This window comes from Rhodococcus sp. IEGM 1409, from assembly GCF_030056735.1.
GTDB lineage: Bacteria > Actinomycetota > Actinomycetes > Mycobacteriales > Mycobacteriaceae > Rhodococcus_F.
The window spans coordinates 182035-204150 of the sequence record NZ_JASHKN010000006.1; the positions used below are offsets into that span (position 1 = coordinate 182035).

Annotated in this window: 30 protein-coding genes and 1 pseudogene; 14 read left to right on the forward strand and 17 right to left on the reverse strand. The window is 61.0% G+C overall.

Annotation, left to right across the window (positions count from 1 at the left end):
* Window positions 1–57: 57 nt before the first annotated feature.
* Window positions 58–573, forward strand: coding sequence for a MarR family winged helix-turn-helix transcriptional regulator (locus QM716_RS17740; RefSeq protein ID WP_283305328.1), 516 nt, complete (start codon window positions 58–60; stop codon window positions 571–573).
* 1 nt (window position 574) lies between these two features.
* Here the strand turns inward: QM716_RS17740 and QM716_RS17745 are convergent, their stop codons facing one another.
* Window positions 575–979: a PaaI family thioesterase gene (locus QM716_RS17745; RefSeq protein WP_069145498.1), complete on the reverse strand. Its 405-nt coding sequence runs from the start codon at window positions 977–979 to the stop codon at window positions 575–577.
* Between the two features lie 121 nt (window positions 980–1100).
* Here QM716_RS17745 and QM716_RS17750 point away from each other — a divergent pair, with 121 nt between their 5' ends.
* Window positions 1101–1541: a winged helix-turn-helix transcriptional regulator gene (locus QM716_RS17750; RefSeq protein WP_283305329.1), complete on the forward strand. Its 441-nt coding sequence runs from the start codon at window positions 1101–1103 to the stop codon at window positions 1539–1541.
* Between the two features lie 2 nt (window positions 1542–1543).
* On the opposite strand, the gene QM716_RS17755 is transcribed toward QM716_RS17750, so the two are convergent.
* The 4 genes from QM716_RS17755 to QM716_RS17770 form a co-directional block, all read right to left on the reverse strand.
* On the reverse strand, window positions 1544–1999 hold the full coding sequence (locus tag QM716_RS17755; RefSeq protein ID WP_007729721.1) for a PPOX class F420-dependent oxidoreductase: 456 nt from the start codon (window positions 1997–1999) through the stop codon (window positions 1544–1546).
* 33 nt (window positions 2000–2032) lie between these two features.
* Window positions 2033–2542 carry a hypothetical protein gene (locus QM716_RS17760; RefSeq protein WP_283305330.1) on the reverse strand — a complete coding sequence of 170 codons (510 nt, stop codon included), beginning with the start codon at window positions 2540–2542 and terminating at the stop codon, window positions 2033–2035.
* Window positions 2543–2612: 70 nt separating this feature from the next.
* Window positions 2613–3428: a DUF72 domain-containing protein gene (locus QM716_RS17765; RefSeq protein ID WP_283305331.1), complete on the reverse strand. Its 816-nt coding sequence runs from the start codon at window positions 3426–3428 to the stop codon at window positions 2613–2615.
* A 45-nt stretch (window positions 3429–3473) separates the two neighbouring features.
* A complete protein-coding gene (locus QM716_RS17770) occupies window positions 3474–3656 on the reverse strand; it encodes a hypothetical protein (protein ID WP_095972013.1) in 183 nt (60 codons plus the stop codon).
* 81 nt (window positions 3657–3737) lie between these two features.
* On the opposite strand from QM716_RS17770, the gene QM716_RS17775 reads away from it, so the two are divergent.
* The 3 genes from QM716_RS17775 to QM716_RS17785 are packed head-to-tail and all read left to right on the forward strand — an operon-like array spanning window position 3738 to window position 5327.
* Complete coding sequence (locus QM716_RS17775; RefSeq protein WP_007729728.1) at window positions 3738–4058, forward strand: GYD domain-containing protein; 321 nt, start codon at window positions 3738–3740, stop codon at window positions 4056–4058.
* Window positions 4059–4102: 44 nt separating this feature from the next.
* A complete protein-coding gene (locus QM716_RS17780; RefSeq protein ID WP_283305332.1) occupies window positions 4103–4951 on the forward strand; it encodes an LLM class F420-dependent oxidoreductase in 849 nt (282 codons plus the stop codon).
* 46 nt (window positions 4952–4997) lie between these two features.
* Window positions 4998–5327 carry a diguanylate cyclase domain-containing protein gene (locus tag QM716_RS17785; protein WP_283305333.1) on the forward strand — a complete coding sequence of 110 codons (330 nt, stop codon included), beginning with the start codon at window positions 4998–5000 and terminating at the stop codon, window positions 5325–5327.
* 61 nt (window positions 5328–5388) lie between these two features.
* On the opposite strand, the pseudogene QM716_RS17790 reads toward QM716_RS17785, so the two are convergent.
* Both QM716_RS17790 and lexA read right to left on the reverse strand, forming a co-directional pair.
* Window positions 5389–5940 (reverse strand): annotated as a pseudogene (locus QM716_RS17790) (MmyB family transcriptional regulator); the annotation flags it as partial.
* Window positions 5941–6211: 271 nt separating this feature from the next.
* A complete protein-coding gene (gene lexA / locus QM716_RS17795) occupies window positions 6212–6901 on the reverse strand; it encodes a transcriptional repressor LexA (RefSeq protein WP_283305334.1) in 690 nt (229 codons plus the stop codon).
* Window positions 6902–6996: 95 nt separating this feature from the next.
* Here lexA and QM716_RS17800 point away from each other — a divergent pair, with 95 nt between their 5' ends.
* A complete protein-coding gene (locus tag QM716_RS17800; protein ID WP_283305335.1) occupies window positions 6997–7443 on the forward strand; it encodes a hypothetical protein in 447 nt (148 codons plus the stop codon).
* 108 nt (window positions 7444–7551) lie between these two features.
* Here QM716_RS17800 and QM716_RS17805 read toward each other — a convergent pair whose 3' ends face one another.
* Complete coding sequence (locus tag QM716_RS17805) at window positions 7552–9051, reverse strand: flavin-containing monooxygenase (RefSeq protein WP_283305336.1); 1500 nt, start codon at window positions 9049–9051, stop codon at window positions 7552–7554.
* Between the two features lie 528 nt (window positions 9052–9579).
* Here QM716_RS17805 and QM716_RS17810 point away from each other — a divergent pair.
* Both QM716_RS17810 and QM716_RS17815 read left to right on the forward strand, forming a co-directional pair.
* Entirely contained in the window at window positions 9580–10446 is an 867-nt protein-coding gene (locus QM716_RS17810; RefSeq protein WP_283305337.1) for an aldo/keto reductase, read from the forward strand.
* A gap of 129 nt (window positions 10447–10575) precedes the next feature.
* Window positions 10576–11118: a hypothetical protein gene (locus QM716_RS17815; protein ID WP_283305338.1), complete on the forward strand. Its 543-nt coding sequence runs from the start codon at window positions 10576–10578 to the stop codon at window positions 11116–11118.
* A 126-nt stretch (window positions 11119–11244) separates the two neighbouring features.
* Here the strand turns inward: QM716_RS17815 and QM716_RS29390 are convergent, their stop codons facing one another.
* Entirely contained in the window at window positions 11245–11439 is a 195-nt protein-coding gene (locus tag QM716_RS29390) for a VOC family protein (protein WP_502942073.1), read from the reverse strand.
* 136 nt (window positions 11440–11575) lie between these two features.
* Here QM716_RS29390 and QM716_RS17825 point away from each other — a divergent pair, with 136 nt between their 5' ends.
* Window positions 11576–12058 carry an SRPBCC family protein gene (locus QM716_RS17825; RefSeq protein ID WP_283305339.1) on the forward strand — a complete coding sequence of 161 codons (483 nt, stop codon included), beginning with the start codon at window positions 11576–11578 and terminating at the stop codon, window positions 12056–12058.
* Window positions 12059–12188: 130 nt separating this feature from the next.
* Here the strand turns inward: QM716_RS17825 and QM716_RS17830 are convergent, their stop codons facing one another.
* The 3 genes from QM716_RS17830 to QM716_RS17840 all read right to left on the reverse strand — a co-directional run bounded on the left by QM716_RS17830 (window position 12189) and on the right by QM716_RS17840 (window position 13922).
* Window positions 12189–12746 (reverse strand): type 1 glutamine amidotransferase domain-containing protein, encoded by a 558-nt coding sequence (locus QM716_RS17830; RefSeq protein WP_283305340.1) that lies wholly within the window; start codon window positions 12744–12746, stop codon window positions 12189–12191.
* A gap of 46 nt (window positions 12747–12792) precedes the next feature.
* Window positions 12793–12981, reverse strand: a complete 189-nt coding sequence (locus QM716_RS17835; protein WP_283305341.1) for a hypothetical protein — start codon at window positions 12979–12981, stop codon at window positions 12793–12795.
* Window positions 12982–13265: 284 nt separating this feature from the next.
* Window positions 13266–13922: an alpha-ketoglutarate-dependent dioxygenase AlkB family protein gene (locus QM716_RS17840; protein WP_283305342.1), complete on the reverse strand. Its 657-nt coding sequence runs from the start codon at window positions 13920–13922 to the stop codon at window positions 13266–13268.
* 94 nt (window positions 13923–14016) lie between these two features.
* Here QM716_RS17840 and QM716_RS17845 point away from each other — a divergent pair, with 94 nt between their 5' ends.
* The 3 genes from QM716_RS17845 to QM716_RS17855 are packed head-to-tail and all read left to right on the forward strand — an operon-like array spanning window position 14017 to window position 15315.
* On the forward strand, window positions 14017–14361 hold the full coding sequence (locus QM716_RS17845; RefSeq protein WP_283305343.1) for an ArsR/SmtB family transcription factor: 345 nt from the start codon (window positions 14017–14019) through the stop codon (window positions 14359–14361).
* A 2-nt stretch (window positions 14362–14363) separates the two neighbouring features.
* Window positions 14364–14846, forward strand: coding sequence for an SRPBCC family protein (locus QM716_RS17850; protein ID WP_283305344.1), 483 nt, complete (start codon window positions 14364–14366; stop codon window positions 14844–14846).
* A gap of 40 nt (window positions 14847–14886) precedes the next feature.
* Window positions 14887–15315 carry a VOC family protein gene (locus tag QM716_RS17855; RefSeq protein ID WP_283305345.1) on the forward strand — a complete coding sequence of 143 codons (429 nt, stop codon included), beginning with the start codon at window positions 14887–14889 and terminating at the stop codon, window positions 15313–15315.
* On the opposite strand, the gene QM716_RS17860 is transcribed toward QM716_RS17855, so the two are convergent.
* The 5 genes from QM716_RS17860 to QM716_RS17880 are packed head-to-tail and all read right to left on the reverse strand — an operon-like array spanning window position 15278 to window position 19160.
* On the reverse strand, window positions 15278–15571 hold the full coding sequence (locus QM716_RS17860) for an Ada metal-binding domain-containing protein (RefSeq protein ID WP_283305488.1): 294 nt from the start codon (window positions 15569–15571) through the stop codon (window positions 15278–15280). The genes QM716_RS17855 and QM716_RS17860 overlap by 38 nt on opposite strands.
* Complete coding sequence (locus QM716_RS17865) at window positions 15561–16280, reverse strand: 2OG-Fe(II) oxygenase (RefSeq protein ID WP_283305346.1); 720 nt, start codon at window positions 16278–16280, stop codon at window positions 15561–15563. The genes QM716_RS17860 and QM716_RS17865 overlap by 11 nt, the downstream gene beginning before the upstream one ends.
* 21 nt (window positions 16281–16301) lie before the next feature.
* Window positions 16302–17321 (reverse strand): ABC transporter substrate-binding protein, encoded by a 1020-nt coding sequence (locus QM716_RS17870; protein WP_283305347.1) that lies wholly within the window; start codon window positions 17319–17321, stop codon window positions 16302–16304.
* Entirely contained in the window at window positions 17318–18694 is a 1377-nt protein-coding gene (locus tag QM716_RS17875; RefSeq protein ID WP_283305348.1) for an MFS transporter, read from the reverse strand. The genes QM716_RS17870 and QM716_RS17875 overlap by 4 nt, the downstream gene beginning before the upstream one ends.
* Before the next feature lie 46 nt (window positions 18695–18740).
* Window positions 18741–19160 (reverse strand): MerR family transcriptional regulator, encoded by a 420-nt coding sequence (locus tag QM716_RS17880; protein WP_283305349.1) that lies wholly within the window; start codon window positions 19158–19160, stop codon window positions 18741–18743.
* A gap of 132 nt (window positions 19161–19292) precedes the next feature.
* On the opposite strand from QM716_RS17880, the gene QM716_RS17885 reads away from it, so the two are divergent.
* Entirely contained in the window at window positions 19293–20705 is a 1413-nt protein-coding gene (locus tag QM716_RS17885; RefSeq protein ID WP_283305350.1) for an ABC1 kinase family protein, read from the forward strand.
* A 260-nt stretch (window positions 20706–20965) separates the two neighbouring features.
* Window positions 20966–22081 carry an NDMA-dependent alcohol dehydrogenase gene (locus QM716_RS17890; protein WP_283305351.1) on the forward strand — a complete coding sequence of 372 codons (1116 nt, stop codon included), beginning with the start codon at window positions 20966–20968 and terminating at the stop codon, window positions 22079–22081.
* Window positions 22082–22116: the final 35 nt, after the last annotated feature.

The window sequence follows — 22116 nt, forward strand, 5'->3', positions numbered from 1 at the left end:
TACTTCACTAGTAAATTACTTGTGAAGTAATGTGAAATCTGTCGCTAAGATGGGGCCATGGGCGCGGCGAACAGATCCGAAGACGACTTCATCGACAAAGTCCGTCGCGAATGGAAGCGCGCCTACCCCGAGTTCGACACCGCCCCCGTCGAGGTGATGGGCCGGATCGCCCGCATCAACGCGCAGTCTCTTCACCAACTCGACCGGGCGCTGGCATCCAGCGGAGTCTCTCGAGCCGAATTCGACGTGATGAGCGCACTCGCTCGCAGCGACCGTCCCCTGCGAGCGAGCGAGGTCACCGCCGTCACCATGGTCAGCGGCGCCGCCACCACGAAACACGCCGACCGCCTGGCCAAACTGGGCTTTGTCGAGCGTCAGCGTTTCGAACACGACGGGCGGGTGGTTCTGCTTCAACTCACCGATGCCGGTCGCGCATTGGTCGAGGCAGAGTTTCCCCGACGAGTCGAGCGAGACCGTCAAGTACTCACCGGACTGGACGAGAGCGAACGAGCCCAATTGACGGCACTGCTCAAACGAATCTCACTCAACATCGACTCGGGGATCTGGGACTGACCTACTTCGGCAGCGGTACGTTCTGCAACCGCACCTGACCGCGCGCCACCTCTTTGCCCGATTCCGGATCGGTGATGACCACCGACCACAACTGCTGAACCCGTCCTTGCTGAATTGGGAGAGCCACGACGTCCACGCGCCCACCCGTGCGGGCGCGCAGAAAATCCGTTCCGTTGTGCACTCCGACGGCGAATTCGCCACGGTCCGCCACTGCGGTACTCGCTCCGATGCTCGCGGCCGACTCGACGGCAGTCGTGTAAACGCCGCCGTGCACAACGCCCCACGGAGTGTGGTGTGCCTCGGACAGATCGATGTGCCCGACAACCTTGGTGCCGGACACCTCGTCCAGTTGCAATCCGGCGGCACTGACAAACCCGCTTGCTGCCTCGAGATTCAATTCCGTCATGACGATCCCTCATCTGCTCGGTTGGATTTCTCGACCCACCTTCCGCCCCGAAATACGTACCGTCAAGTGCTAAGTTGGATTTCCCAACTTATATTTCCAACCAGCAAGGGACCCAGACACGATGGCGACAAAAGGACGTAACTGCTCCATCGCCAACGCCTTGGAAATCGTGGGCGAGAAATGGTCCCTACTCGTACTGAGAGAAATCGTCCTCGGGCAACGACGGTTCGACGAGATCGCCGCGGGCACGGGAGCCAGCCGCGACATCCTCGCGGCGCGTCTGCGCACCCTTGTCGACGCCGACGTACTCGCCAAGCGTCGGTACGAAGAACATCCACCGCGCTACGAATACGTCGCCACCGAATCAGGGAAGGCTCTCTACCCGATCCTGATGGCGCTCATGGAATGGGGAGACACCTTTGCGACGACGGGTCCACCGCCAACCGTCGTCGAGCATCGTTGCGGTGAAATCCTGCACGCCCAAGTTGTGTGCGCACACTGCAAAGAGCCGCTGGCCGCCAGAGACGCGCACGTAGTCGAACTCTCGCCACCTGCTCGATAGCGTCAACGTCCGGGTGGAAACCCGCCGGTTGCGATCGGACCCCACGAATCGACGGTGACACGGATCAGGCTCTTGCCCTGCTTGCGCATGGCTTCGCGGTACTCGTCCCAGTCGGGATGATCACCGGCGATGGATCGGTAGTAGTCGACCAACGGTTCCACCGAGTCCGGGAGATCGATCAACTCCGCGGTTCCATTGACCTGGACGTACGGACCGTTCCACTCGTCAGAGTGGATACACAGAGACACCGCCGGTGTCCGTCGAACATTCGCCGCCTTGGCCCGTTCCGGGTACGTGGAGATGACGATCCGCCCCTCGTCGTCAACTCCACACGTCACCGGAGAGATCTGCAGCTCGCCCGATTTCTTGACCGTGACGAACGTGGCCCGATGGCGCGGCCTGATGAATTCGAGGAGTTCGGCAAACGACACACGATCTGCGCTGGCGATCTTGGACATGACCTCAGCCTAATTCGATTTACGAGCGAACGCTCAGGGCATCTCGATGGTCTGAGCACGTGCGATTTCGCCGATTGCGCGAATGATGTACGCGCTCTGAGCTTTCTTCACTCCGGTGGACAAGCTCCCGATGACCAGGACCGCCGAACGTAGGTAGGCGCCGTGCCCGATGCGGAACGAATCGTCTTCCAGATCCGAGATCCCGAGCGCCCCGGTGTAGACCGCAGCAAGCGCCTGCACGTCCAGATCCGGCAGCCACACGATCGTGGACTTGGCGCAGGCAGTCAGCGCATCCTGCACGTCCTCGCTGGACAAGCCGTCCGGATGCGTATCCTCGAGCAATTCGCGCACGATCGCCGCGTGAACGGAGCTGACCTGCTCGAAGGAGAGCCCGCGTAGTTCTTCGACGGCGGCGAGCAATCCGTCACGATTTGCCGCCCGCACCGCGGCGAGTGCGTCGGCCGTGGCTTCGGCGATGTCGCGGGCAACATTCGGCCAAGCCGTCGGCCAGCTCTCTTCGGGCGTCCGCTGTTCGGGCATCATCGTCGTGTCTCCTCGGTCTTCGCGTTCACGCGGAAGCCTGCCACAGCCCACCGACAGGCCGGGCGTTCCGTCAGCGCAGCCGCTCCAACAAGGACATTGCGTTATGCGGCGCAAAGCCTTTCATGTCGTTGTCGAAGTAGACGTACACGTCGAGGCCCTCGCCCGTCCAGGCCTGAAATCGCTTGGACCACTTGTCCAGAGCTTCGTCGGTGTACCCACTCGCATACAGCTCCTTGTCCCCGTGCATCCGCACATAGACAAAATCGGTCGTCGGAGTGGTGATGCGGGGGTACCTGCCGGCGGTGTCTGCAACGACGAAACCGATGGAGTGCTCGCGCATCAGATCCACGGCTTCGTCGGTCTCGAAGCTGGCATGCCGCGCCTCCACCGCGTAACGGATCGGCACGTCCTGCTCGGTCTGGGCGAACACTCGATCGTCGGTCAGCTTGTCGTCGTGCTGAGCTGCCAGATCAGCTGCAGCCTTCGTGGTGCGGGGAAGACCGTCGAAGAAGTCCGCCAACCGTTGCGGTTCGAACTTCAGCGTCGGAGGTAGTTGCCACAGAATCGGCCCGAGCTTGGGACCGAGAGCGAGCGTCCCGGCGGCGAAGAAGTTCGCGAGCCCGTCGCGGGCGTCGAGCAGTCGTTTCATGTGCGTGATGTACCGGCCACCCTTGATCGCGAACACAAAATCTTCGGGCGTCTCGCTACGCCATTTGATGTAGCTTTCCGGCTTCTGTAGCGCATAGAACGAGCCATTGATCTCGATCGATGTCAATCTCTCTGCGGCATAAGACAATTCTTTGCGGTGAGCGAGGCCTTTCGGATAAAAATCTCCGCGCCACGCGGGATACGTCCACCCGGAGATACCTACCCGAATATCTGCCATCGCTTCAGACTAAGCGGCGGTCGAGTGTTTTTACACTCCGTGTTTTCAAACTCCGGCACTGAGCGCGACGGAGACCGGTACGACGGTCAGGCACACCACCGCGGCTACGAACAATGCGATCACGAGGCGACGATCCCATTTTCCGCGCGCACCACTGGCAGCCAGCATGAAAATCACGAAACCTACACACACGGACACGATAGTCACGATCACCGGAGTTCCAACCATGCCGTGATTGTCCCCTACCCATTGCCACCGAGCGCCCTACGGGTACACGATCGAAGTACCCATCCCGAGCAAGGAGTGGAAATGCCGAAATACCTCTGGCAAGTGACCTACTCGCCCTCCGGCGCCGCCGGCCTACAACAGGAGGGAGGCACTGCGCGACGCGACGCGATAACCCGAATGGTCGAAAGCATCGGCGGCACAGTCGAATCCTGCCACTTCGCACTGGGTGGTCACGACATGTTCGTCATCGGCAACCTGCCGGACGACGTCGCGGCCGCAGCGCTGAGTATTCGCACGGCCGCCGCAGGTGCAGCCCGCTCGGAGTCGATCACACTGCTCACGCCGGAGCAGATCGACGAGGCAGTCAAGCGACCGACCGACTACCGTGCGCCGGGCAAATGACGGCAGAAGGAATAGATCCCGGCAGCGCCCGAGTTGCACCCGCTGTGACGGAGACTACGCAAACACCCGACCTTGGCACCTACGGAATCTGGAGAGGAGCGGCTGGTTTACCACCCGAGTTGGGAACAGCGATCGAGAAACTCGGTTTCGGCACCATCTGGATCGGCGGCTCACCGCGGGCCGATCTACGGATCGCCGAGAAACTCCTCGACGCGACCGAGCACATCACCGTGGCAACCGGAATCGTCAACATCTGGTCCTCACCTGCAGCGGAGGTGGCGGAGTCCTATCACCGACTCGAAGCCGCACATCCGGGGCGATTCCTCCTCGGCGTAGGCGTCGGACATCCGGAGGCGACCGGCGACTACACCAAGCCGTACGCCTCGCTCGTGTCGTACCTCGACGAACTCGACGCGGCACAGGTCCCGGAATCGCGGCGCGTCCTCGCCGCACTGGGACCGAAGGTGTTGAAACTGTCCGCAGATCGCGCTGCCGGCGCGCATCCGTACCTGACTATCCCCGAACACACCACCGAAGCTCGTGAAATCCTCGGTCCTTCGAAGATTCTTGCCCCCGAGCACAAGGTTGTTCTGGAAACCGATCCGGAGAAGGCCAGAGCAATCGGTCGCCCCGCCGTCGCCAACCCGTATCTGTATCTGCGCAACTATACGAGCAATCTCGAGCGCCTCGGTTTTGCGCCCGAAGAGTTGGCGAACGAGGGAAACGATCGCGTCATCGACGCCCTGGTTGCGCGCGGTACCGCGAAGTCCATCGCGGATCGACTTCGCGAGCATGTCGCAGCAGGCGCCGATCACGTTGCGATCCAAGCACTTCCTGCCGAAGGTGATCCACTCGCGACCTACGAAGCACTGGCCGCCGAACTCTTCGGCTGACCGGACAACCTTGACTTGGATAAGTCATGTCCAAGTATATTTGGACATGACTTATCCAAGTAAGGGAGAAAATCATTCGGCCGTCGGAGAGGTCGGACTGGTTGCGCGGACGGGCGGCGACGAGTTCGTGATTCTCATGCCGGTCGAGCCACGTCGCATCGAACAAACCGTGGTGAACATCCACCACTCGATATCGCGGCCCGCCGGCCGACAGTCGATTTCCGTGAGCGTCGGAGCCAGCGCGTGGCTGGCTTCGACAATCCCGGACGCTTCGGGAACCATCGATCGGATTCTTGCCGATGCCGACAACGCGATGTATCGGGCGAAGCGACGAGGTGGAGACCAGGTAGCCTGGGCGGTAACGCATCTGAGCTGAATCAAGACGTCGACCTGCCCAACTTCTAGAGCGAGGCTTCGCTGCCCGTCGCCGGATCCAACTAATGCTGGGTTGCCGCCCAACTCGCCAAGAGTTTGAGTGCATCGGCCGTCGGCGTCCCAGGCGCCGCGGTGTAGACCAGCAGTGTCAGCCCGGGATTGGACGGCAGTTCCATCGCTTCGAAGTTCAGTTCCAGGTCGCCGACGACGGGGTGGCGGACCTTCTTGAAACCCGTCCGATGAAAGCGCACATTGTTTTTCCCACCGGGTGCGGAATACCTCACTGCGGGTGGCCAGTTCACCGATGAGCTCGGTCAGCGCCTTGTCCTGGGAATTGCGCCCCGCTTCTGAGTGGAGAAGTCCTGCGACGCCGGGTCCAGGTACACGAAGCGGGCGTTGTTCGCCGGCCTACGCAGATCAGCCAAGACCGGCGAATACAACGCGCGCGCCATGCGATTGGCCGCCAGCATGTCGTGCCTGGCATTACGTACCCACGCCGGGGCGTCGGTGATGGCGTCGAGTATCTGCTGAATCGCCGGGCTCACGCCCTTGGGCGCCGGCCGCTTTCTACTCAGTGCGCCTGCACTGGCGGCCTTCGCGAGGTCGGACAAATGGGCAGCCGCTTGTCTCATCATAGTTCTCACACTGATCGTCCCGGCTTCGAGAACGCGAAGTACCACAGAGAAATTCGAACAAGAGAATGGAACCCGAGAAGTCGCACTCGTGGACCGAGGCTGCACTGACCAAGATCGGTAGTGCCGAGGAATTGCCGATCTCCTCGTTCCGCCGCGACGGCACCGCGAGCCCGTACGTCACCATTTGGGTGACAAAGTCACCGACGAGGAATACGACAGTCCGCGCGCCAACCGTCGCTGAGACGCCCCCTCAGATACGTCGCATCACGGAAACAACCTTGCCCAAGATGGCGGCGCGATCGCCGTCGATGACGCTGTACGCGGGATTGCGAGGCTCGAGGTACACGTGACCGTCGCGGCGCCGGAGCACCTTCACGGTGGCCTCCCCGTCGATCATCGCGGCGACGATCTCACCGGAATGTGCCTCGTCCTGGCGGCGCACCACGACGACGTCGCCGTCGCAGATTGCTGCGTCGACCATCGACTCACCACGCACCCGAAGTCCGAACACCGTGCCGGAGCCGACGAGCTCGCGAGGAAGCGCCAGCACTTCGTCGGTGTGCTCTTCCGCGAGGATCGGCGCGCCGGCGGCGATGTCGCCGACCACCGGAACCGTCACGGTGTTCGACGACGACTGTTCCTTCGCGCCCACGAGGAATGGCCGCACGTCCAACTGCCGAGCCATGGCCGCTCCCCGGCGGAGGAAACCTTTCTCCTCGAGGCTCTTGAGGTGCTTGGACACCGTCGACGTCGAGCGCAGACCAACCGCGTCTCCGATCTGCCGTGTGCTCGGCGTGCACCCGTTGGCAGCCACGAGATCCCGGATGGTCATCAGGATCTGCTGCTGGCGGAGCGGCAGGGAGGAGGCGTCGAGGCCACCGAACATATCGAGATCGTCATTATCGGTCACGACGAGAATCGTAGTGAGAGGTCCCGACATCCAGGCCAGGCAGCCGGAGTACTGCCCAGATCTGCAGCCTCCATAAAACGGCGCAGACAGTTTGTTTTGCGAGCGGCATGTGGCACGCTGGGCTGATGGAGCCCCTCGAACCGATGCGCCCAGTGAGCGTCGCCGAGGATACTCGTAACTCGACGCCGATCTGGAAGTCGGCGCCGATCACTTTAGGGACGGTGGGCGTATTTGCCTACGCATTGATGTCCAGGAGAACCGGCGTCGCCGAAGTTGCACTTGGCGCGGTGATCGCGATCGCCGGCACCGCCCTCTACTTAACTTCAGTAATGCGCACGATCAGAGAAAACTCGGACAGCCGCGTACCCCTGCTCGGAACCCCACCCGTGTCACCCCGCGACGTCGACCTGCTCGCCGGGGCCGGGATGCCCTTGATCATGGCCGGATCATTGCTGGCCATACGAGCAGCGGGATGGACCTGGCCCTACCTCTACCTCGGACTGCTGGCCGTGATCATGTTCGCTGCCTATGTTCTTCCCGTCGTGGTGCACAACCGACGATTGCGGAAGTGAACTCACCGATCACCAAGCTCGTGACACGATCGGGTAGGTCGACGCAACATTGCCAGCCCATTCGCCGACGTCCGAGTGGTGCGACCGGTTCGCCTCGGGTGGAGTTGGCTAGGCGCTGGCGACCTTGCTACCAGGTTCGACAGGAATGTCGACCTTGCTGAACTGCAGCACACCATCTTCGATCTCGGCGTCGTGCATCAGCTTGCGGTCGCGGTAGTAATTGTTGACCACTTTCCACGCGCCGCGGGCACCCTGGCGCGGCATTTCTCCGTCGCCGCGCTGGATGTAGCCCGAGGTCAGGGCTCCGCCCATGAGAGATTCTTCGGCGAAGTCCTCGGGTTCGGCATGAACCTCGAAAGTCGTGTAGCTGCGCTTGCGCATGATCTTGAGCACGCGGCACAGGTAGGACGCGGCCAGGTCGGCCTTGAGCGTCCAAGATGCGTTGGTATAGCCAAGGATCATCAGGAAGTTCGGGATGTCGGAGTAGAGAACGCTCTTGTAGGCCACTGTCTTGTTGAGTTTGACCGGCTCGCCGTCAATGCTCATGGCCGCCCCGCCCAGGATCTGCACATTCAAGCCGGTCGCCGTGACGATGATGTCGGCCTCGAGTTCGCGACCCGATTCGGTCAAGATGCCCTTCTCGGTGAACTTGGCGATACGGTCCGTGACAATGTCGGCCTTGCCGCCCTTGAGCACCTTGAACAGGTCCCCGTTGGGCACCACGCACAAGCGCTGATCCCACGGGTTGTAGCTGGGGGTGAAATGACGCAGGTCCACGTTCTTGCCGAGCTGCAAGCGGATCTGGGCGAGGAACAGCTTCTTCGCCAACTTCGGATTGGTACGTGAGAGCTGAAAGCTGGCGCGTTGCAACGCGATATTGCGGGCTCGACCGATCTTGTAAGCGATCTGGTCGGGAACGCGCGCGAGCTTGAGACCTTTGGCAACTGGGTCCTCGGACGGTAGCGCCTGGATCCACGTGGGCGAGCGCTGCAGCATCGTGACGTGAGCGGCAGTGGGGGCCATCGACGGGATCAGCGTGATCGCGGTGGCACCGGATCCGATGACCACCACCTTCTTTCCGGTGTAATCGAGATCCTCGGGCCAGTGCTGCGGGTGCACGATCTGACCACGGAAGTCGTCCTCACCGGGGAAGGCGGGGCGGTAGCCCTTGTCGTAGTTGTAGTAACCGCAGGCGCCGACAAGGACATTCGCGGTCCACGTCTCGGTCTCCCCCGTCGCCTCGACCAGGACGGTCACGGTCCACTGAGCAGTGGCGCGAACGAAGTCCATTGCCACGACCTTGCGGCCGAAGTTGATGTGGTCGATGACGCCGTATTCCTTGGCGGTTTCCTCGACGTAGTCACGGATGCTGGAGCCGTCAGCGAGCACTTTGGTGCCGATCCACGGACGGAAACCGAATCCGAAGGTGAGCATGTCGGAGTCCGAACGGATGCCTGGGTACTTGAACAGGTCCCAGGTGCCACCGATGTTTTCGCGGCGCTCGAGGATCGCGTAGGTGCTTCCGGTCTGCTCTCGAATGAGGTGACAAGCCGCGCCGATTCCGGACAAGCCAGCGCCGATGATCAGTACGTCGACATGCTGTGGCATGGAGGAAACTCGTTTCGTAGGTCGTCGCGAAGCTACATCTGACGTCGGCGGTGGCCGAGAACGATCGGCCGATTCAGGCCGGGTTCCCTACGGTCAGCGCCAGCAACCAGAGTATGTGCGACTTACAGTAACAGTCAATATCTCTAGTCGACTTGGCGCGAGGCGTTTCGGGCGGCGGGAAGAACGACCGCCCCGAACTACACGACCTGCTGGATCACCTCCAGGCTGTCGACACACCGGCCGCGTGGCGGCTCGATCGTAACGGCCGAAGGTCTCCATTTGTGAGCACGTCGTTCAAATCATGAACGAAAACGATCGACACCCCGATTCCTCGCAGGATACTGATCTTCCAAATATTTTGCGCCCTAGCGGAATTCGAGAGGGAATGATCAGGAACTACAGTTTCTCTCTCCGAACTCCAGCTGCGTCGAACGCAATAACAGACGATGCGACGAAATGTCGAAGTCGCCGGAATCGGCATACACGGCGACCTGGTCCGAATCAGCGACCCCGATAGTGTGATCATTCATGACTATCGCGCCGAAAACACTAGACGATGCGCCAATCCAGGGCCTGGGCCTGATGCGATTGACTGACAACGGGTGGGGTGATGCTGACCGCGACCCCGCCGGACTGGTGCAGGCCGCTATCGACGTCGGGGTGACCATGCTGGACACCGCTGAAATGTATGGAAACGAAGGGTTGGTCGGCCGAGCGGTTGGCACCAACCGTGACCACATCACGTTGTGCAGCAAGTTCGGGGTCTATCGGGGGTCGTCAGGTCGTCCTGATGACTGGGGTGTTCGGGCGGACCCTGCAACGGTGCGCGCAGCCATCGACGGCTCGTTAAGGCGCCTCAACGTCGACCATCTCGATCTTTACTATCTGCATCACCGCAGCGAGGACACACCGATCGAAGAGACCGTCAAGGCGATGGCTGAACTGCGCGAAGCTGGGAAGATCCGAGCTCTGGGACTGTCCAACGTCACCCTCGACGACATCCGACGAGCACATGCCGTGCATCCCATCACCGCCGTGCAGGAGCAATGGTCCTTGACGCAGCGAGACGTTGAATTGTTCCTCCCAACGCTTGCCGAACTCGGGATCGCATTGGTCGCGCATTCGCCGATGGGGCACGGCAGCCTCAACCACTCCACCGGCAATCTTGTCGCTCGACCCCTCGCCAGGATCGCTTCTCGTGTCGGAGCAACAGCGGGCCAGGTCGCTCTTGCGTGGGTCCATCAGCGCGGCCGCGGGGCAGCGGGGACGGTCATTCCCCTGCCCGGAACCACGAGCATCACTCATCTGCACGCCAACATCGCTGCTTCTCGAATCGAGCTCAGCGAGACTGACTTAGCGCAACTTGATGCTGTCACGGAACAAGCTAGGGCGTAGAAAAAGGCAGTTTGCTGGAATTGCAGCCGCAGGTTAAGCGCTGTGTTGCATTTACGTCGAATGATGCACCTCGACCGCCGGATGTGCTGGTATTCGAAACGTGCAGTTCATCCAAGCCATAATGACCACGTGACGGAAGTCGAGGTCGTCGTCGCCCACAACGAGTGTGCGACTGTGCGCGTCGGCGAGGTGTTCCTCAAGAGCGACGCCGATCAGTCGAAAACCGACGTCGAGGTCGAAGCACTGGAACTGTTGATGGAAGAGGATTCGTCCGGTGGAGGCGAGGCGCGGGTCTGGCCCGTGCGTGTCCGGAACTCGCCCCGGGTGTACGAGATTTCGGCGCCGGCTGACTGGACCCGCCTGGTCGAGAAGTACCCACTGGCAGTGACGGAGTCGAGGCGTTCCGTCTGGTTCGACACCACCGGAGAGTATTGCAACTGGTTGATCCCCGATTGGGCCGCGGTCGCCGAGGACTACGACGCGGCACACCTGAGCCTCCATGGATATTTGACGACGCCGGGTATCGCAATCCCGTTGTCCGGCAACGAACGTGCGACGCTTCTGGGTGGTTGGGATCCGGATGCCACGTTCTGGCTGAACGCCGATGCTTTAGCCATCGACGATGAACCAGTGCTGTGGCGTCGAGCCGACGAGCGTTGGGAACGGTTATGACAGAAGATGTTTCAGCATGACGGATGATGGTTTCTCGTCATTGCCTTTCGGCAACGCCAATTTAGGTCTCTAACCTGGTGGCCAGGCCGCCACCGGCAGGTTAACGACGCCCGGGCGTGAACGTCATCAGCAGTTGTGGATCGTGACGGCATAACCATCGGGATCACGGAAAACGAATGTCTTCCCGAACGGACTGTCGAGGGGTTCGGTCAGGATGGTGACGCCATCGGCCGCAAGTCGGACGTGAAAAACCCTCGGCGTTATGCTGGGCAGATTGAGCACCCAACGACAAAACGCATTGCGAAAAGACCTTGACGCCATGACGCATGCATTCAGTGACCTGGACTAGACCGACCTGTCCGCGCACCGCCCCGCCTCACCGACCGAAGCCGATGAATGCGCCCACCGAACGAGAGAAACATCGCCGACCGATCGGCGGTATGGCAGCATTCGCCGCATGACTAGCGAACGGATCGAAGTACAGCGCATCATCCGTGCCGACCCCGCATCGATCTTCACGGTCCTCTGCGACCCTCAGGGGCACGTCGCCATCGACGGATCCGGAATGTTGATGGGCGCAGATGGCGAACTCGTGACCGCGGCCGGCGACGAATTCGTCGTCCACATGGATCGCGAAGCTCTGGGTGACCTGCCCATGGGACAGTACGACGTTACAGTGACGATCAAAACTTTTGTCCCCCAACGCGAAATAGCATGGACCATCCTCGGAACTGTCCGGCCTCCGATCGGGCACGTCTACGGATATCGGATCGAGCCGGCCGACGACGGCCGCAGTTCCCTCGTGACCTCGTACTACGACTGGTCTGATATCGATCCCACCTGGCGGCAAGCAGGAATCTTTCCCGTCATCGCCGAAGGATCCCTCAAAGCCACGCTCGGTATCCTTGCACGCACCGTAGCCAGAGGTTATCCGCGCTGACCCGGCCCGAAAGCCGCGGTACGACCGACAACAACCCCCTCGAGACACCACGCCTGAATCATCCGTTGCGGAAGGGATAGGAGTGCTCCCTTCCGTCACGGGCGTCTCGCCAATGAGTCCCGTCGATGAGTCAGGTAGTCGCGACTGTGTCGATCAGCTTCGCGCAGAACGCTGGTAAATCATCGGGGTTGCGGCTCGATATCAAGGTATTCGGTCCTGAAGTACAAAGAACCACTTCTTCGTCCACCCACGTGCCGCCCGCGTTCGTGATATCGGTGCGCAAACTAGGCCACGACGTCAGTGTGCGACCGGCGACCACTCCTGCTTCGACCAGTGTCCAGGGTCCGTGGCAGATCACTGCGACAGGCTTCCCGGCGTCGAAGAAACTCCGGGCGAATGCCACCGCCCCGGGATTCATGCGGAGGAAATCGGGGTTGGCTACACCACCGGGAAGTACTAGCGCGTCGTATTCTGACGACGCCGCCACTTCGACCACCGCATCCACGTCGAAGACATCAGCCTTGTCAAGATGATTGAATGCCTGCACGGTTCCGGATTCTGTCGAAACAATCGATGGCTGAGCGTTTTCCGAAACCAACGCATCCCACGGATCCGTCAACTCGACCTGTTCGACTCCCTCCTTCGCCACGAGGAATGCCACTTTCTTTCCTTCGAGTAACTGGCTCATACCTGAATATCCTTCCTCGTCTTCGTCACGCCCACTGAGCGTCTACTCAGCTGGATGCACCCTCGGTGTCGTCGAAGAACGACCATTCGCCGTCATGGCGAACCTCGATGCGCCATCCCAGTTCTGAATTGTCGGCACGGGCGTCCACGAACCAAGCATGTGCATCGCCAGCGCTCTCTATGTCGCGCGTCGCGGTGACTTCGCCTTCAGGATTGATCACTCTGTAAGTAGCCATTCAGGTCGGCTTCCCCAGTCGATGCTTCTTTAATCATCCGTTGCAACAATAACGAAACGACTTGCACCAGCGCTCTTTACGGGTAGTCCCTGTCAGCCAAGCCGGTATGAGCGCCTTGCGCAGGTCAGCGGGCTTCCCGTCGCGTCGCACACAAGAATCCTCCGAGCCGGTACCGGGCGACGAGTTCCACATTTCCAGCGATGGCACAACGAGGCTGTAATCGGATCGTCCTGGTTGCAGTCGTTCGATACCTCGCCTTTCACGACAGGAACCAGCCTGATCAGTCACGACATTCCGGTATTCCGCAGGGTGATGTTCAGCCGCCCGGACGGCAGACCGACGTCGGGACTTGCACTTCCCGCAATCACTTTCGGCACACCGTGATACGCGAACCGCGACTCTCCACCGAACACGAAGAGATCACCCGAGTGCAATTCGACGTCGGTGTACGGCTTGTTCCGGTTCTCGGAATTCCCGAACCGAAAGACACAACTCTGCCCGACGCTCAGTGAGACGACGGGAGCGTCGCAGCGCTCGTCCTTGTCTTGGTGCATGCCCATGCGGGCGCCCTCGTCGTAGAAGTTAATCAGGGCAGTATCCGGCGCGAACCTCTCCCCCGCACTCGGGCCACCGTAGGCAGCGGCAACTGCGGTGCGGCCGAGGTCGACGAGCCAGTCGGGCACCGCTGCGACAGGCACACCGTTCACGTCGTCGGCGGTGCGGGTGTACTTGTACGGCTGCCAGTGCCAACCAAGGCAGACTGTCTGCACCGACATCTTGTGCCCACCAGGGACAACAGCCGAGCGCATCGGCACGGGTGCGGTCGCCCACCGTCGACACTCGGCCACCAAGGTGCGTTGCTGTTCGACGCTGAGCCAATCCGGAACGAGGATCGCCCCCGGCGCCACTTCCAATCGTGGCCGAGGAATCAGAGCGTTCATAGTTTCCACGCTAATCGGTCCCGAGGCATTGACACCCTCCGCCTGGGCTCGTACCGTAATCAACAGATCGATTGATAAAGGAGATGGTTGACAAGTGATCGTGGATCCAGGGGCAGACGAGCGTCTCGACAAAGCGTTCATGGCGCTCGCCGACCCGGTACGACGGCGGATCATCGCCCGCCTGAGCAGCGGCCCCCAAACGGTCAACGAGTTGGCCGAGCCATTCGAGATCACCAAACAGGCCGTCTCCAAACATATTCAGGTACTCGAAGCCGCGGGTTTGGTCACTCGCAGCCGCGACGCCCAGAGGCGGCCGGTACATCTCAACGCCGCAACTCTCGAGGCTTTGACGGCCTGGATCGACCGCTATCGACTGATCCACGAACAACAGTTCCGCAAGCTCGATCACCTACTCAGCACCACACAGAAGGAGATTTAGCCATGGCTACCACCAATCCCGTCACCATCACGGCTCCTGAGGGCGTGCCGTTCATCGACATCATCCGCGAATTCGACGCACCCGTCAGTGCCGTGTTCGCAGCTCATTCGAATCCCGAACTGGTCAAGCAGTGGCTCGGCCCCAACGGATACAAGATGGAGATCGACGAATACGAGTTCGCCAGCGGCGGCCGGTACAAGTACGTCCATCGCAACCCCGAGGGCGAAGAGTTCCGGTTCAACGGCGTGTTTCACGTTGTTCGCGAGAACGACTTTGCCGTCCAGACCTTCGAATACGAGGGGTTTCCCGACGTCGTCAGCATCGAATCGATCACGTTCGAGGACCTGGGCAACGGACGCACCCGACTCTCCGGCCATTCCGTATATCCGAGCCTCGAAGCGCGGGATGGAATGATCGAGAGCAACATGGAGCTCGGCGTCACCGAAGGTTACGAACGCCTGGACAAGATCGTCGCGCAACTCTGACCGCCTGTTTGCCCGAACCTCCGCAGTGAAAGGCAGTTTCATGGACTGGACCCTCGAAGTAGTCATCGTTCCGGTCAGCGATCTCGACCGTTCCATCGAGTTCTACCGTGACAAGGTCGGTTTCGATCTCGACCACCACACCGTGAACGAACATATGACGGTTGCCCAGCTCACGCCGCGAGGTTCGGGCTGCTCCATCGTCATCGGCAACCTGCCGTCGCAAACCGAGATGGCCCCTGGTTCGTTGAAAGGCTTGCAGCTGGTGGTTGCCGACGCTGCAGCGGCTCGGCAGGAGCTCATCGACCGCGGCGTCGATGCCAGCAAAGTCACCGTCTTCGACGAGCGCGACGGCGGCACTTTCTTTGGGTTCTCGGACCCCGACGGCAATACCTGGGCTGTCCAGCAGCTGAAGGTTCGCGGCGAGAAGCCGCTCATTCCGAAGGAGCACCGCGACCGCTTCGGCGCGTAGAAGCCGCCTTCCACGCTGCGTAGCCTTCGGGCATGCAGACAGCGCAGGGGCGATAGCCGGCCGCAGTCGCGGTCGGCTCGTCCGCGAAGAACACCCGACTGGCAACGTATCCACCACGCGCGATTGCCTGCGCCGCCCCTCGACAGTCGAGCCGGCCGTAGATCTTCGTTTTCCGGTGCCCGCCAAGCGCACCGGGCCTCGAACTCTCGTATGGTTTGTTGTGGGCGTCGCGGAGAATGTACGTCCTATTCGGCATCATGAAGCACCAATCCCAATGTTCGACGCGTGCCTGAGCGCACCACGCTGACACCATGTCGCACAGGGGCTCTGGACCACCCACGCGAACTCTCGACCGGCCGATCCCGTGTGGTGAATATCAATGCGTGACCTTGTTCGAGTACCGTGACCGTCCCTTTCGACTGAGCGCGCGGCCGCTGTTCGACGAGCAAGAACTCTCCCCCGGCGTGATCGATGCGAGGTCTGTCGAGCCCGATCACCACCTGTAAGGGAAACACCAACTCTCCGTACAGGTCCCGATGCAGTGCGTTCCAGTCACCAGGGCCGTAGGACAGAAGAATCGGGGTAGGCCGCGTCTGGCCGGCGTTGTGGCATTGATCGATCCATTCTTCGAAAGTGTCCGGCCACGGTCCGCTGTTCCCCAGCTTGAAGGCCCACTCCCGCGCTACGGGTAGCAGGTGTCGGTAGAAGGCGGCTCGCATAGCCGTGACCGGCTGCGGTACCGGATCACCGAAGTACCGGTACTCCCCTCGGCCGAAGCGGTACCGAGCCATGTCGATCGTGCTTCGAAATCGGTCGACGTCCGCGTACCAGGAAGCGATTTCGCGACACTCCGATTCGTCGAGTAGCGGCGTCGTCTGAGCACACCCACTGGAGTTGATTCCCTCGATCAGCACAGGCCAATCGAGGGAATCAACTCGAGCAGACAGATCAGTGAAAAGGTCCATACGTCGTAGACGACGCGACGGTCAGGAATGTGAGAATGCCAGCAGTTGGTCAGCCAGAGCGTTGTACGTACGGGCGATCCCGGCATAACTCAGTACGGGTTCCGGATTCCAGGTGCCGATCTTCCCCGCCTTCACCGCGGGCAAGTTGGACCACGCAGGATTGGTGCCGAGGGCATCCAGTTGCAAACTGGACGGACGATCGTCGAGGAAGATCATGTCGGCCGGATAGTGGTCCGCCATCTCCCATGCCAGCTTCTCGACGTAGACCGACGATCCCTCTGCCGGATCGACGACGGTAAGTCCCAAACCCGCCAGGTCTGCGAGGATCGGGAATCCGGAACGACTGGCACGAATCGTGTCCGGATCTGCGGACGCGAACAGGATGGGTGAATTCTTCAGCGAAGAAGCGACTTCGGAGATTTGCTCACGCGCAGCGTCGTAGTCTTTTCGCTGCGCGTCCATATCCGGTTCCGCTCCGAGTTCCACGGCCAGTTCCACGATGTCCCGCACGCTTTGGTCGATGGTTCCCGCTGCCGTCTCCACGAACAGTACTGTCGACAGGCCTTTCACCGCATCCAAGTTCGCCTCGTCGAGTAGAGCCGAACCGCGCAACTGAGGGACTATGACGACGTCCGGCTCGAGGGCAGCGATCTTTTCGAGTTCCACCTGTCCCCAGAGCTGCCCGACCATGTCGGTCTTCGAGAAATCCAAGTTGCCGGAGATGCTGGTGTCCGTCGATCCCGGCGATCGTGTCAGTGCCCCGAAAATACCGACAGGCACCAGTCCGTAATCCCACAGAGCACCCGCGACTCCGGTGTAGGTGACAAATGTCCTTGGCGGTGAATCCAATTCGATCAGGGTTCCTCGATCGTCGGTGAAGGACCAGCCGGCATCGCGTGTACCGCCGGCATCTGCGTCGAAACGCGAGCAACCGGCCGCTGCCAGCGCAGCAGCCAATCCTGCTGCGGCGCCAAGGAGCCTGCGGCGATTCCAGTCCATCTCGAGGCGCCTGTGCGGTCGTGGAGTGAGCAGCGTGGTCATGTGTGTGCCCTTTCGGCGATTGGTTGAACTGTTGCAGGAGTTGAGGAACGAAAAAAGAGAAGGATCGATGCAAAACCCGTGAGCATTCCGACGCCGGCACAGAAGATCAACGGCCACATCAAGGCGAACTCGTCCGAACCGGCGAAGAGCGAGCCGCACAGAGCAATTCCGACAGCAAGCCCGAATTGGCGCGACGAGTTGGCTGTTGCCGAGGCCGTCCCGGCACGCTCTGCCGGGGCATCCGACATCGCGGCGCCCGGCAGCACTGGCGACACCATGGCCGAACCGACACCGGTCAGAATCAGCCCGACGATCAGCGCCGGCCAGATCGGCGCGACGAGAACGTACAACATGGCTACGCAACCGATTCCGCAGAGGATCGTCCCGAATCCGAGCGAAAATCGAAGATCGACTCGCTGAAGCCGTGATCCACACAGTGCCGATACGAGGATAAAAGCGAACGGTTGAATCGAGAGCACAAGTGCGGCCGTCGACGCCGACAGTTCCAGCCCGTTCTGCAGCCACAGTGAAAGAACTACGAGCGGGCCGTAAGCCGCGAGGTAGTAACCGAAAGCCGCGACGAGGACTCCGTCGAATTTCAGGGATCGGAACAAGGCCGGATCGAGCATCGGACTGCTGCTTCGATGCTGCCAGGACACAAATGCCGTCAGCGCAACGATTGCGATGAGGAAGGCGAGAGCGGTCGAGGACGAAGCCCACCCGGCGTCGCCGCCCCACGTCACGCCGAGAACCGCGGCGACGGCAGCGAGAGTGAACAAAACGATTCCTGCCCAGTCGATATTGTCGTCGCCGCGCTCACTTTCGGCGAAACAGAACACAGCCATTGCGAGCGCCACCACGGCCACTGGGATTCCGAAATAGAAGACCGCACGCCAGTCGAAGAACTGCGTCAGCAGCCCTCCTGCAACATTCCCGATTCCTGCCGCCAATCCGGCGACGGTGCCCCACGCGGCAAAAGCGACGTGACGATCACGATCCGAATACGCGTCGCCGAGCAGAGGCAGGAGCGTCGCGAACATCGCTGCACCGGCAATTCCTTGCGCGCCGCGAGCTGCGACCAGAACCGTGACGTCCGGAGCAACAGCGCACACAGCCGTCGCAACCAGGAACACGACCAGGCCGCAGATGTAGAGGCGTTTGCGTCCCCAAGCATCGCCGAGCGCGCCCATGCCCACCAGAAGCGCAGCAAGAGCCAGTGTGTAGGCGTCGACGACCCAGGACATCGCGCCCGTACTGCCGTCCAAACCGTCTGCGATGGCCGGCACCGCGATCGTCGTGATCGTGGCGTACGTGAGTAACAAGAAAGTTCCGATGCATGCGGCAATGAGCGGCAGCCATCGTCGTGCCGACATGGTCAACCTCCGAATAGGGCGGTAAGTGCGCCCTAACTATGGAGGTTCAAGTCAACTTGAAGTCAAACGCCGCATCGACGCGAATGTCGAGCTGCTCGAGCAACCACCGACACTGCATCGGACGCTCTTGCCGACACGTCAGGTGATGCTCGAGAATCAGTTTCGCTCGCGTGGCGGCGGCGATCCGTGCTTCGAGTGTCGAGACTTGATTCGCGAGAACCGTGGAGAACTGCTCGGACGTGGTGTCGGTTTCGATGAAGGAGCGCACCTGTTCCAAGGACATTCCAGTCTCGGTATACATCCTGATCAATGCCAGCCGACGCAGTTCACGCTGCCCGTACCAGCGTTTGCCGCCAGTTCGCGATCGCGCGGACAGCAAGCCTTCGTCCTCGTAATACCGCAAGGTCGACGCCGCGATTCCGAACGATTTTGCAACCTCGCCGATCGGGATCAAGTGCTCACGCATTCACCGATCGTAGGCTGAGTGCATAGGCGGTTCCGGCAGTTATGTGTGACTTGGCATACTGACTAACGGAAGGGGTCGCGCAAGTGATCTCACGGCAAAATGCTGTATGCGCTCGTTGAACGAGGGAGAGCTGTGCTGGATCCAACGCGACGACCTGTCGGGCCGTACTCGTCAGGAGTGCCCGCCGCTGCCCTCGAGGTCCGCATGCCGGACCTCGAACGCTTCGGCCTCGCCCAGTTGTGGCGCTCCGCGATCATCGCCGTCGTGCTGTCGACGTCCATCATGTTGGCGCTGATCGTGTGGCCTTTCCGCAAGCGTGCACGCACCTGGGCGGACGCTGCCTCCGACGGGATGGTCGACGGCTTCATCGCACTGGGTCCCACCTTCGTCAAGCTCGGCCAACTGGTCGCGTCGTCGTCCGGCCTGTTCCCGGCCCCGGTCGCCAATGCATGCCTGCGTTGCCTCGACGACGTTCCGTCCTTCCCTGCCGAGCAGGCCCGAAGAGTCGTACAGGAGGACCTCGGTTACTCCGTGGACGAACTGTTCGAGAAATTCGACGACGCGCCTCTCGCGGCCGCATCGGTTGCGCAGGTACACGCGTGCGTCCTGCACGACGGCCGAGAGGCAGTCATCAAGATCCAGCGGCCGGACATCTATGCGCGCATGCTGATCGACCTGCGGGCGGCATATTGGGGTGCGAACATCCTCGAGAAGTTTGTCGAGTTCCTTCGAATTGCCAATGCCACCGCCATCATTCGCGATCTGCACAATGCCACGATGACGGAATTGAACAGCGCGGTCGAGGCCGACCGGCAAACCACTTTCCGGAACAACATCAGTGCGTTCGGCGACAACAAAGGAGTCACGACGCCGGAGGTCTACTGGGATTACTGCGGTCCCCGAGTCATCTGTATGGAACGCATGCGGGGCGTTCCGCTCGATCGGTTCGTCGCCGGCCCGGACGGAATCGACGAAGCCCGCATGTTGATCCGGCGCGGCGTCAAGGTCTGGCTCGAATCAGTCATCGTTCACGGTCCTTTCCACGGAGACGTACACGCCGGGAATCTGTGGGTTCTCGACGACGGGCGTATAGCAATGCTCGACTTCGGCATTGTCGGTGTTCTTCCGGAAACGTGGCGATCGATCCTCTCCGATATGTTCCGCGCGACGCTTATCGACGGAGATTTCGCCCGCGTTGCCCGGGGAATTCGATCCTTGGGTTATGCAACCGACTACGAAGTCGACGACGCCCAACTCGGTATGCAGGTCGCCACTGCTCTAGCTCCGATCCTCGGCCGTGATCTGGGTGAACTCAAGCTCAGCGAGCTGATCATGGCGCTGATTCAATTGGGTAAACAGTGGGGTGTTGCGAGTCCCGAGGAATTGGTTCTTTTCGGAAAGCAACTCGGATACTTCGAGCGATATGCGACGGCGTTGGCACCGGGTTGGGTGATCGGACAAGACCTTTATCTGTTCAAGAACGTGTTTCCCGAGGCAGTCGCCGAAAAGGCGCAAGAACTCGGCATCACCATGCCTGACGAATAAATTTGTCCTCTATTTTCTTATTTTGCATTTCGCCTGTCGGGGTTAGCCCGTAATGACCCACCGGCCGAGGAGCAAATGTCCAGCCCTTTCTGTAGCCCTCCCGCAAGCGTCGACAGTGCAACTTGCCATTTTGGGACGCACCCCGGACGAGTCTGAAAGATACGATTCGTCCGATCAGTGAGACGGATCTCGAGCCCGTCTTGAACTCTCGAGTAGACAACTGAGGAAGCCGACGAACAACTCTTACCTCAGGAGATACCTTGCGCACTCGTGGAGCCGTCATTCGCCAAGCACCAGGCACATACGAGGTGGTCGATCTCGAACTCGACTCACCCCGCAGCGGCGAACTCACCGTCAAGATGGTCGCCTCCGGCTTGTGCCACTCGGACGACCACATCGCCAGCGGCGACCACGGCGTAGGCCGCTACCCCATCTGCGGCGGGCACGAAGGCGCCGGAATCGTCGTCGAGGTCGGACCGAACACCGAAGGCTGGTCCGAGGGCGATCATGTCGTGTTCTCTTTCCTCGCCGCCTGCGGCCGTTGTCGTTGGTGTGCAAGCGGAATCCAGAACCTCTGCGACAACGGCGCCGCCATCATGACCGGCAGCAGGCCAGGCGAAACCTCGAGCTACAGAATGTTCCTCGACGGTCAGCCCGTCGCACAAACCTGCGGCCTGTCCACCTTCAGCGAATACACCACGGTCAGCACTCTCTCCGCGGTGAAGGTCGACAAGCATCTGCCACTCGACGCTCTGTGCCTGCTCGGCTGCGGCGTCGGAACCGGTTGGGGCGCCGCCGTCAACTCCGCTCAGGTGTACCCCGGGCAGACCGTCATCGTCATGGGCGTCGGCGGAATCGGAATCAACGCGGTACAGGGCGCCGCGCACGCCGGCGCCGCCCACGTGATCGCGGTGGACCCGGTCGCGTTCAAGCGCGACAGTGCATTGAAGTTGGGCGCCACCCATGCCGTGGCCACCATGGAGGAAGCCACCGGCATAGCGCGCTCGTTCACCAACGGCCAGGGCGCCGATTCCGCCATCGTCACCGTCGGCGTCACCACCGGAGAACATGTCGCGCAGGCATTCTCGTCGATCCGTAAGGCCGGCACGTGCGTCGTCACCGGTCTCGGAAAGATGACGGATGTCGGAATTCCTGTGAGTCTGATGGAACTCACGCTGTACCAGAAGAGAATTCAAGGATCCCTGTTCGGCGCGTCCAATCCCACCGCCGACATTCCCTGGATGATCGATCTCTACACCAGCGGCAAACTCGAACTCGACGGGCTGATCACCAACCGGTACAGCCTAGACCAGATCAACAACGGTTTCGCCGACATGCATGCCGGTCGCAATCTTCGCGGAATCATCACCTTCTGAGCGAGTTCTCTCCGGACTTTCACTCGAGAGCAAGT

Bases quoted from the DNA above. Each gene is read 5' to 3' on its own strand.
- QM716_RS17740 (WP_283305328.1), top strand. From the start codon at position 58: ATGGGCGCGGCGAACAGATCCGAAGACGACTTCATCGACAAAGTCCGT.
- QM716_RS17745 (WP_069145498.1), bottom strand. From the start codon at position 979: ATGACGGAATTGAATCTCGAGGCAGCAAGCGGGTTTGTCAGTGCCGCC.
- QM716_RS17750 (WP_283305329.1), top strand. From the start codon at position 1,101: ATGGCGACAAAAGGACGTAACTGCTCCATCGCCAACGCCTTGGAAATC.
- QM716_RS17755 (WP_007729721.1), bottom strand. From the start codon at position 1,999: ATGTCCAAGATCGCCAGCGCAGATCGTGTGTCGTTTGCCGAACTCCTC.
- QM716_RS17760 (WP_283305330.1), bottom strand. From the start codon at position 2,542: ATGATGCCCGAACAGCGGACGCCCGAAGAGAGCTGGCCGACGGCTTGG.
- QM716_RS17765 (WP_283305331.1), bottom strand. From the start codon at position 3,428: ATGGCAGATATTCGGGTAGGTATCTCCGGGTGGACGTATCCCGCGTGG.
- QM716_RS17770 (WP_095972013.1), bottom strand. From the start codon at position 3,656: ATGGTTGGAACTCCGGTGATCGTGACTATCGTGTCCGTGTGTGTAGGT.
- QM716_RS17775 (WP_007729728.1), top strand. From the start codon at position 3,738: ATGCCGAAATACCTCTGGCAAGTGACCTACTCGCCCTCCGGCGCCGCC.
- QM716_RS17785 (WP_283305333.1), top strand. From the start codon at position 4,998: ATGACTTATCCAAGTAAGGGAGAAAATCATTCGGCCGTCGGAGAGGTC.
- lexA (WP_283305334.1), bottom strand. From the start codon at position 6,901: ATGTCGGGACCTCTCACTACGATTCTCGTCGTGACCGATAATGACGAT.
- QM716_RS17800 (WP_283305335.1), top strand. From the start codon at position 6,997: ATGGAGCCCCTCGAACCGATGCGCCCAGTGAGCGTCGCCGAGGATACT.
- QM716_RS17805 (WP_283305336.1), bottom strand. From the start codon at position 9,051: ATGCCACAGCATGTCGACGTACTGATCATCGGCGCTGGCTTGTCCGGA.
- QM716_RS17810 (WP_283305337.1), top strand. From the start codon at position 9,580: ATGACTATCGCGCCGAAAACACTAGACGATGCGCCAATCCAGGGCCTG.
- QM716_RS29390 (WP_502942073.1), bottom strand. From the start codon at position 11,439: ATGGCGTCAAGGTCTTTTCGCAATGCGTTTTGTCGTTGGGTGCTCAAT.
- QM716_RS17825 (WP_283305339.1), top strand. From the start codon at position 11,576: ATGACTAGCGAACGGATCGAAGTACAGCGCATCATCCGTGCCGACCCC.
- QM716_RS17830 (WP_283305340.1), bottom strand. From the start codon at position 12,746: ATGAGCCAGTTACTCGAAGGAAAGAAAGTGGCATTCCTCGTGGCGAAG.
- QM716_RS17835 (WP_283305341.1), bottom strand. From the start codon at position 12,981: ATGGCTACTTACAGAGTGATCAATCCTGAAGGCGAAGTCACCGCGACG.
- QM716_RS17840 (WP_283305342.1), bottom strand. From the start codon at position 13,922: ATGAACGCTCTGATTCCTCGGCCACGATTGGAAGTGGCGCCGGGGGCG.
- QM716_RS17850 (WP_283305344.1), top strand. From the start codon at position 14,364: ATGGCTACCACCAATCCCGTCACCATCACGGCTCCTGAGGGCGTGCCG.
- QM716_RS17855 (WP_283305345.1), top strand. From the start codon at position 14,887: ATGGACTGGACCCTCGAAGTAGTCATCGTTCCGGTCAGCGATCTCGAC.
- QM716_RS17860 (WP_283305488.1), bottom strand. From the start codon at position 15,571: ATGCCGAATAGGACGTACATTCTCCGCGACGCCCACAACAAACCATAC.
- QM716_RS17865 (WP_283305346.1), bottom strand. From the start codon at position 16,280: ATGGACCTTTTCACTGATCTGTCTGCTCGAGTTGATTCCCTCGATTGG.
- QM716_RS17870 (WP_283305347.1), bottom strand. From the start codon at position 17,321: ATGACCACGCTGCTCACTCCACGACCGCACAGGCGCCTCGAGATGGAC.
- QM716_RS17875 (WP_283305348.1), bottom strand. From the start codon at position 18,694: ATGTCGGCACGACGATGGCTGCCGCTCATTGCCGCATGCATCGGAACT.
- QM716_RS17880 (WP_283305349.1), bottom strand. From the start codon at position 19,160: ATGCGTGAGCACTTGATCCCGATCGGCGAGGTTGCAAAATCGTTCGGA.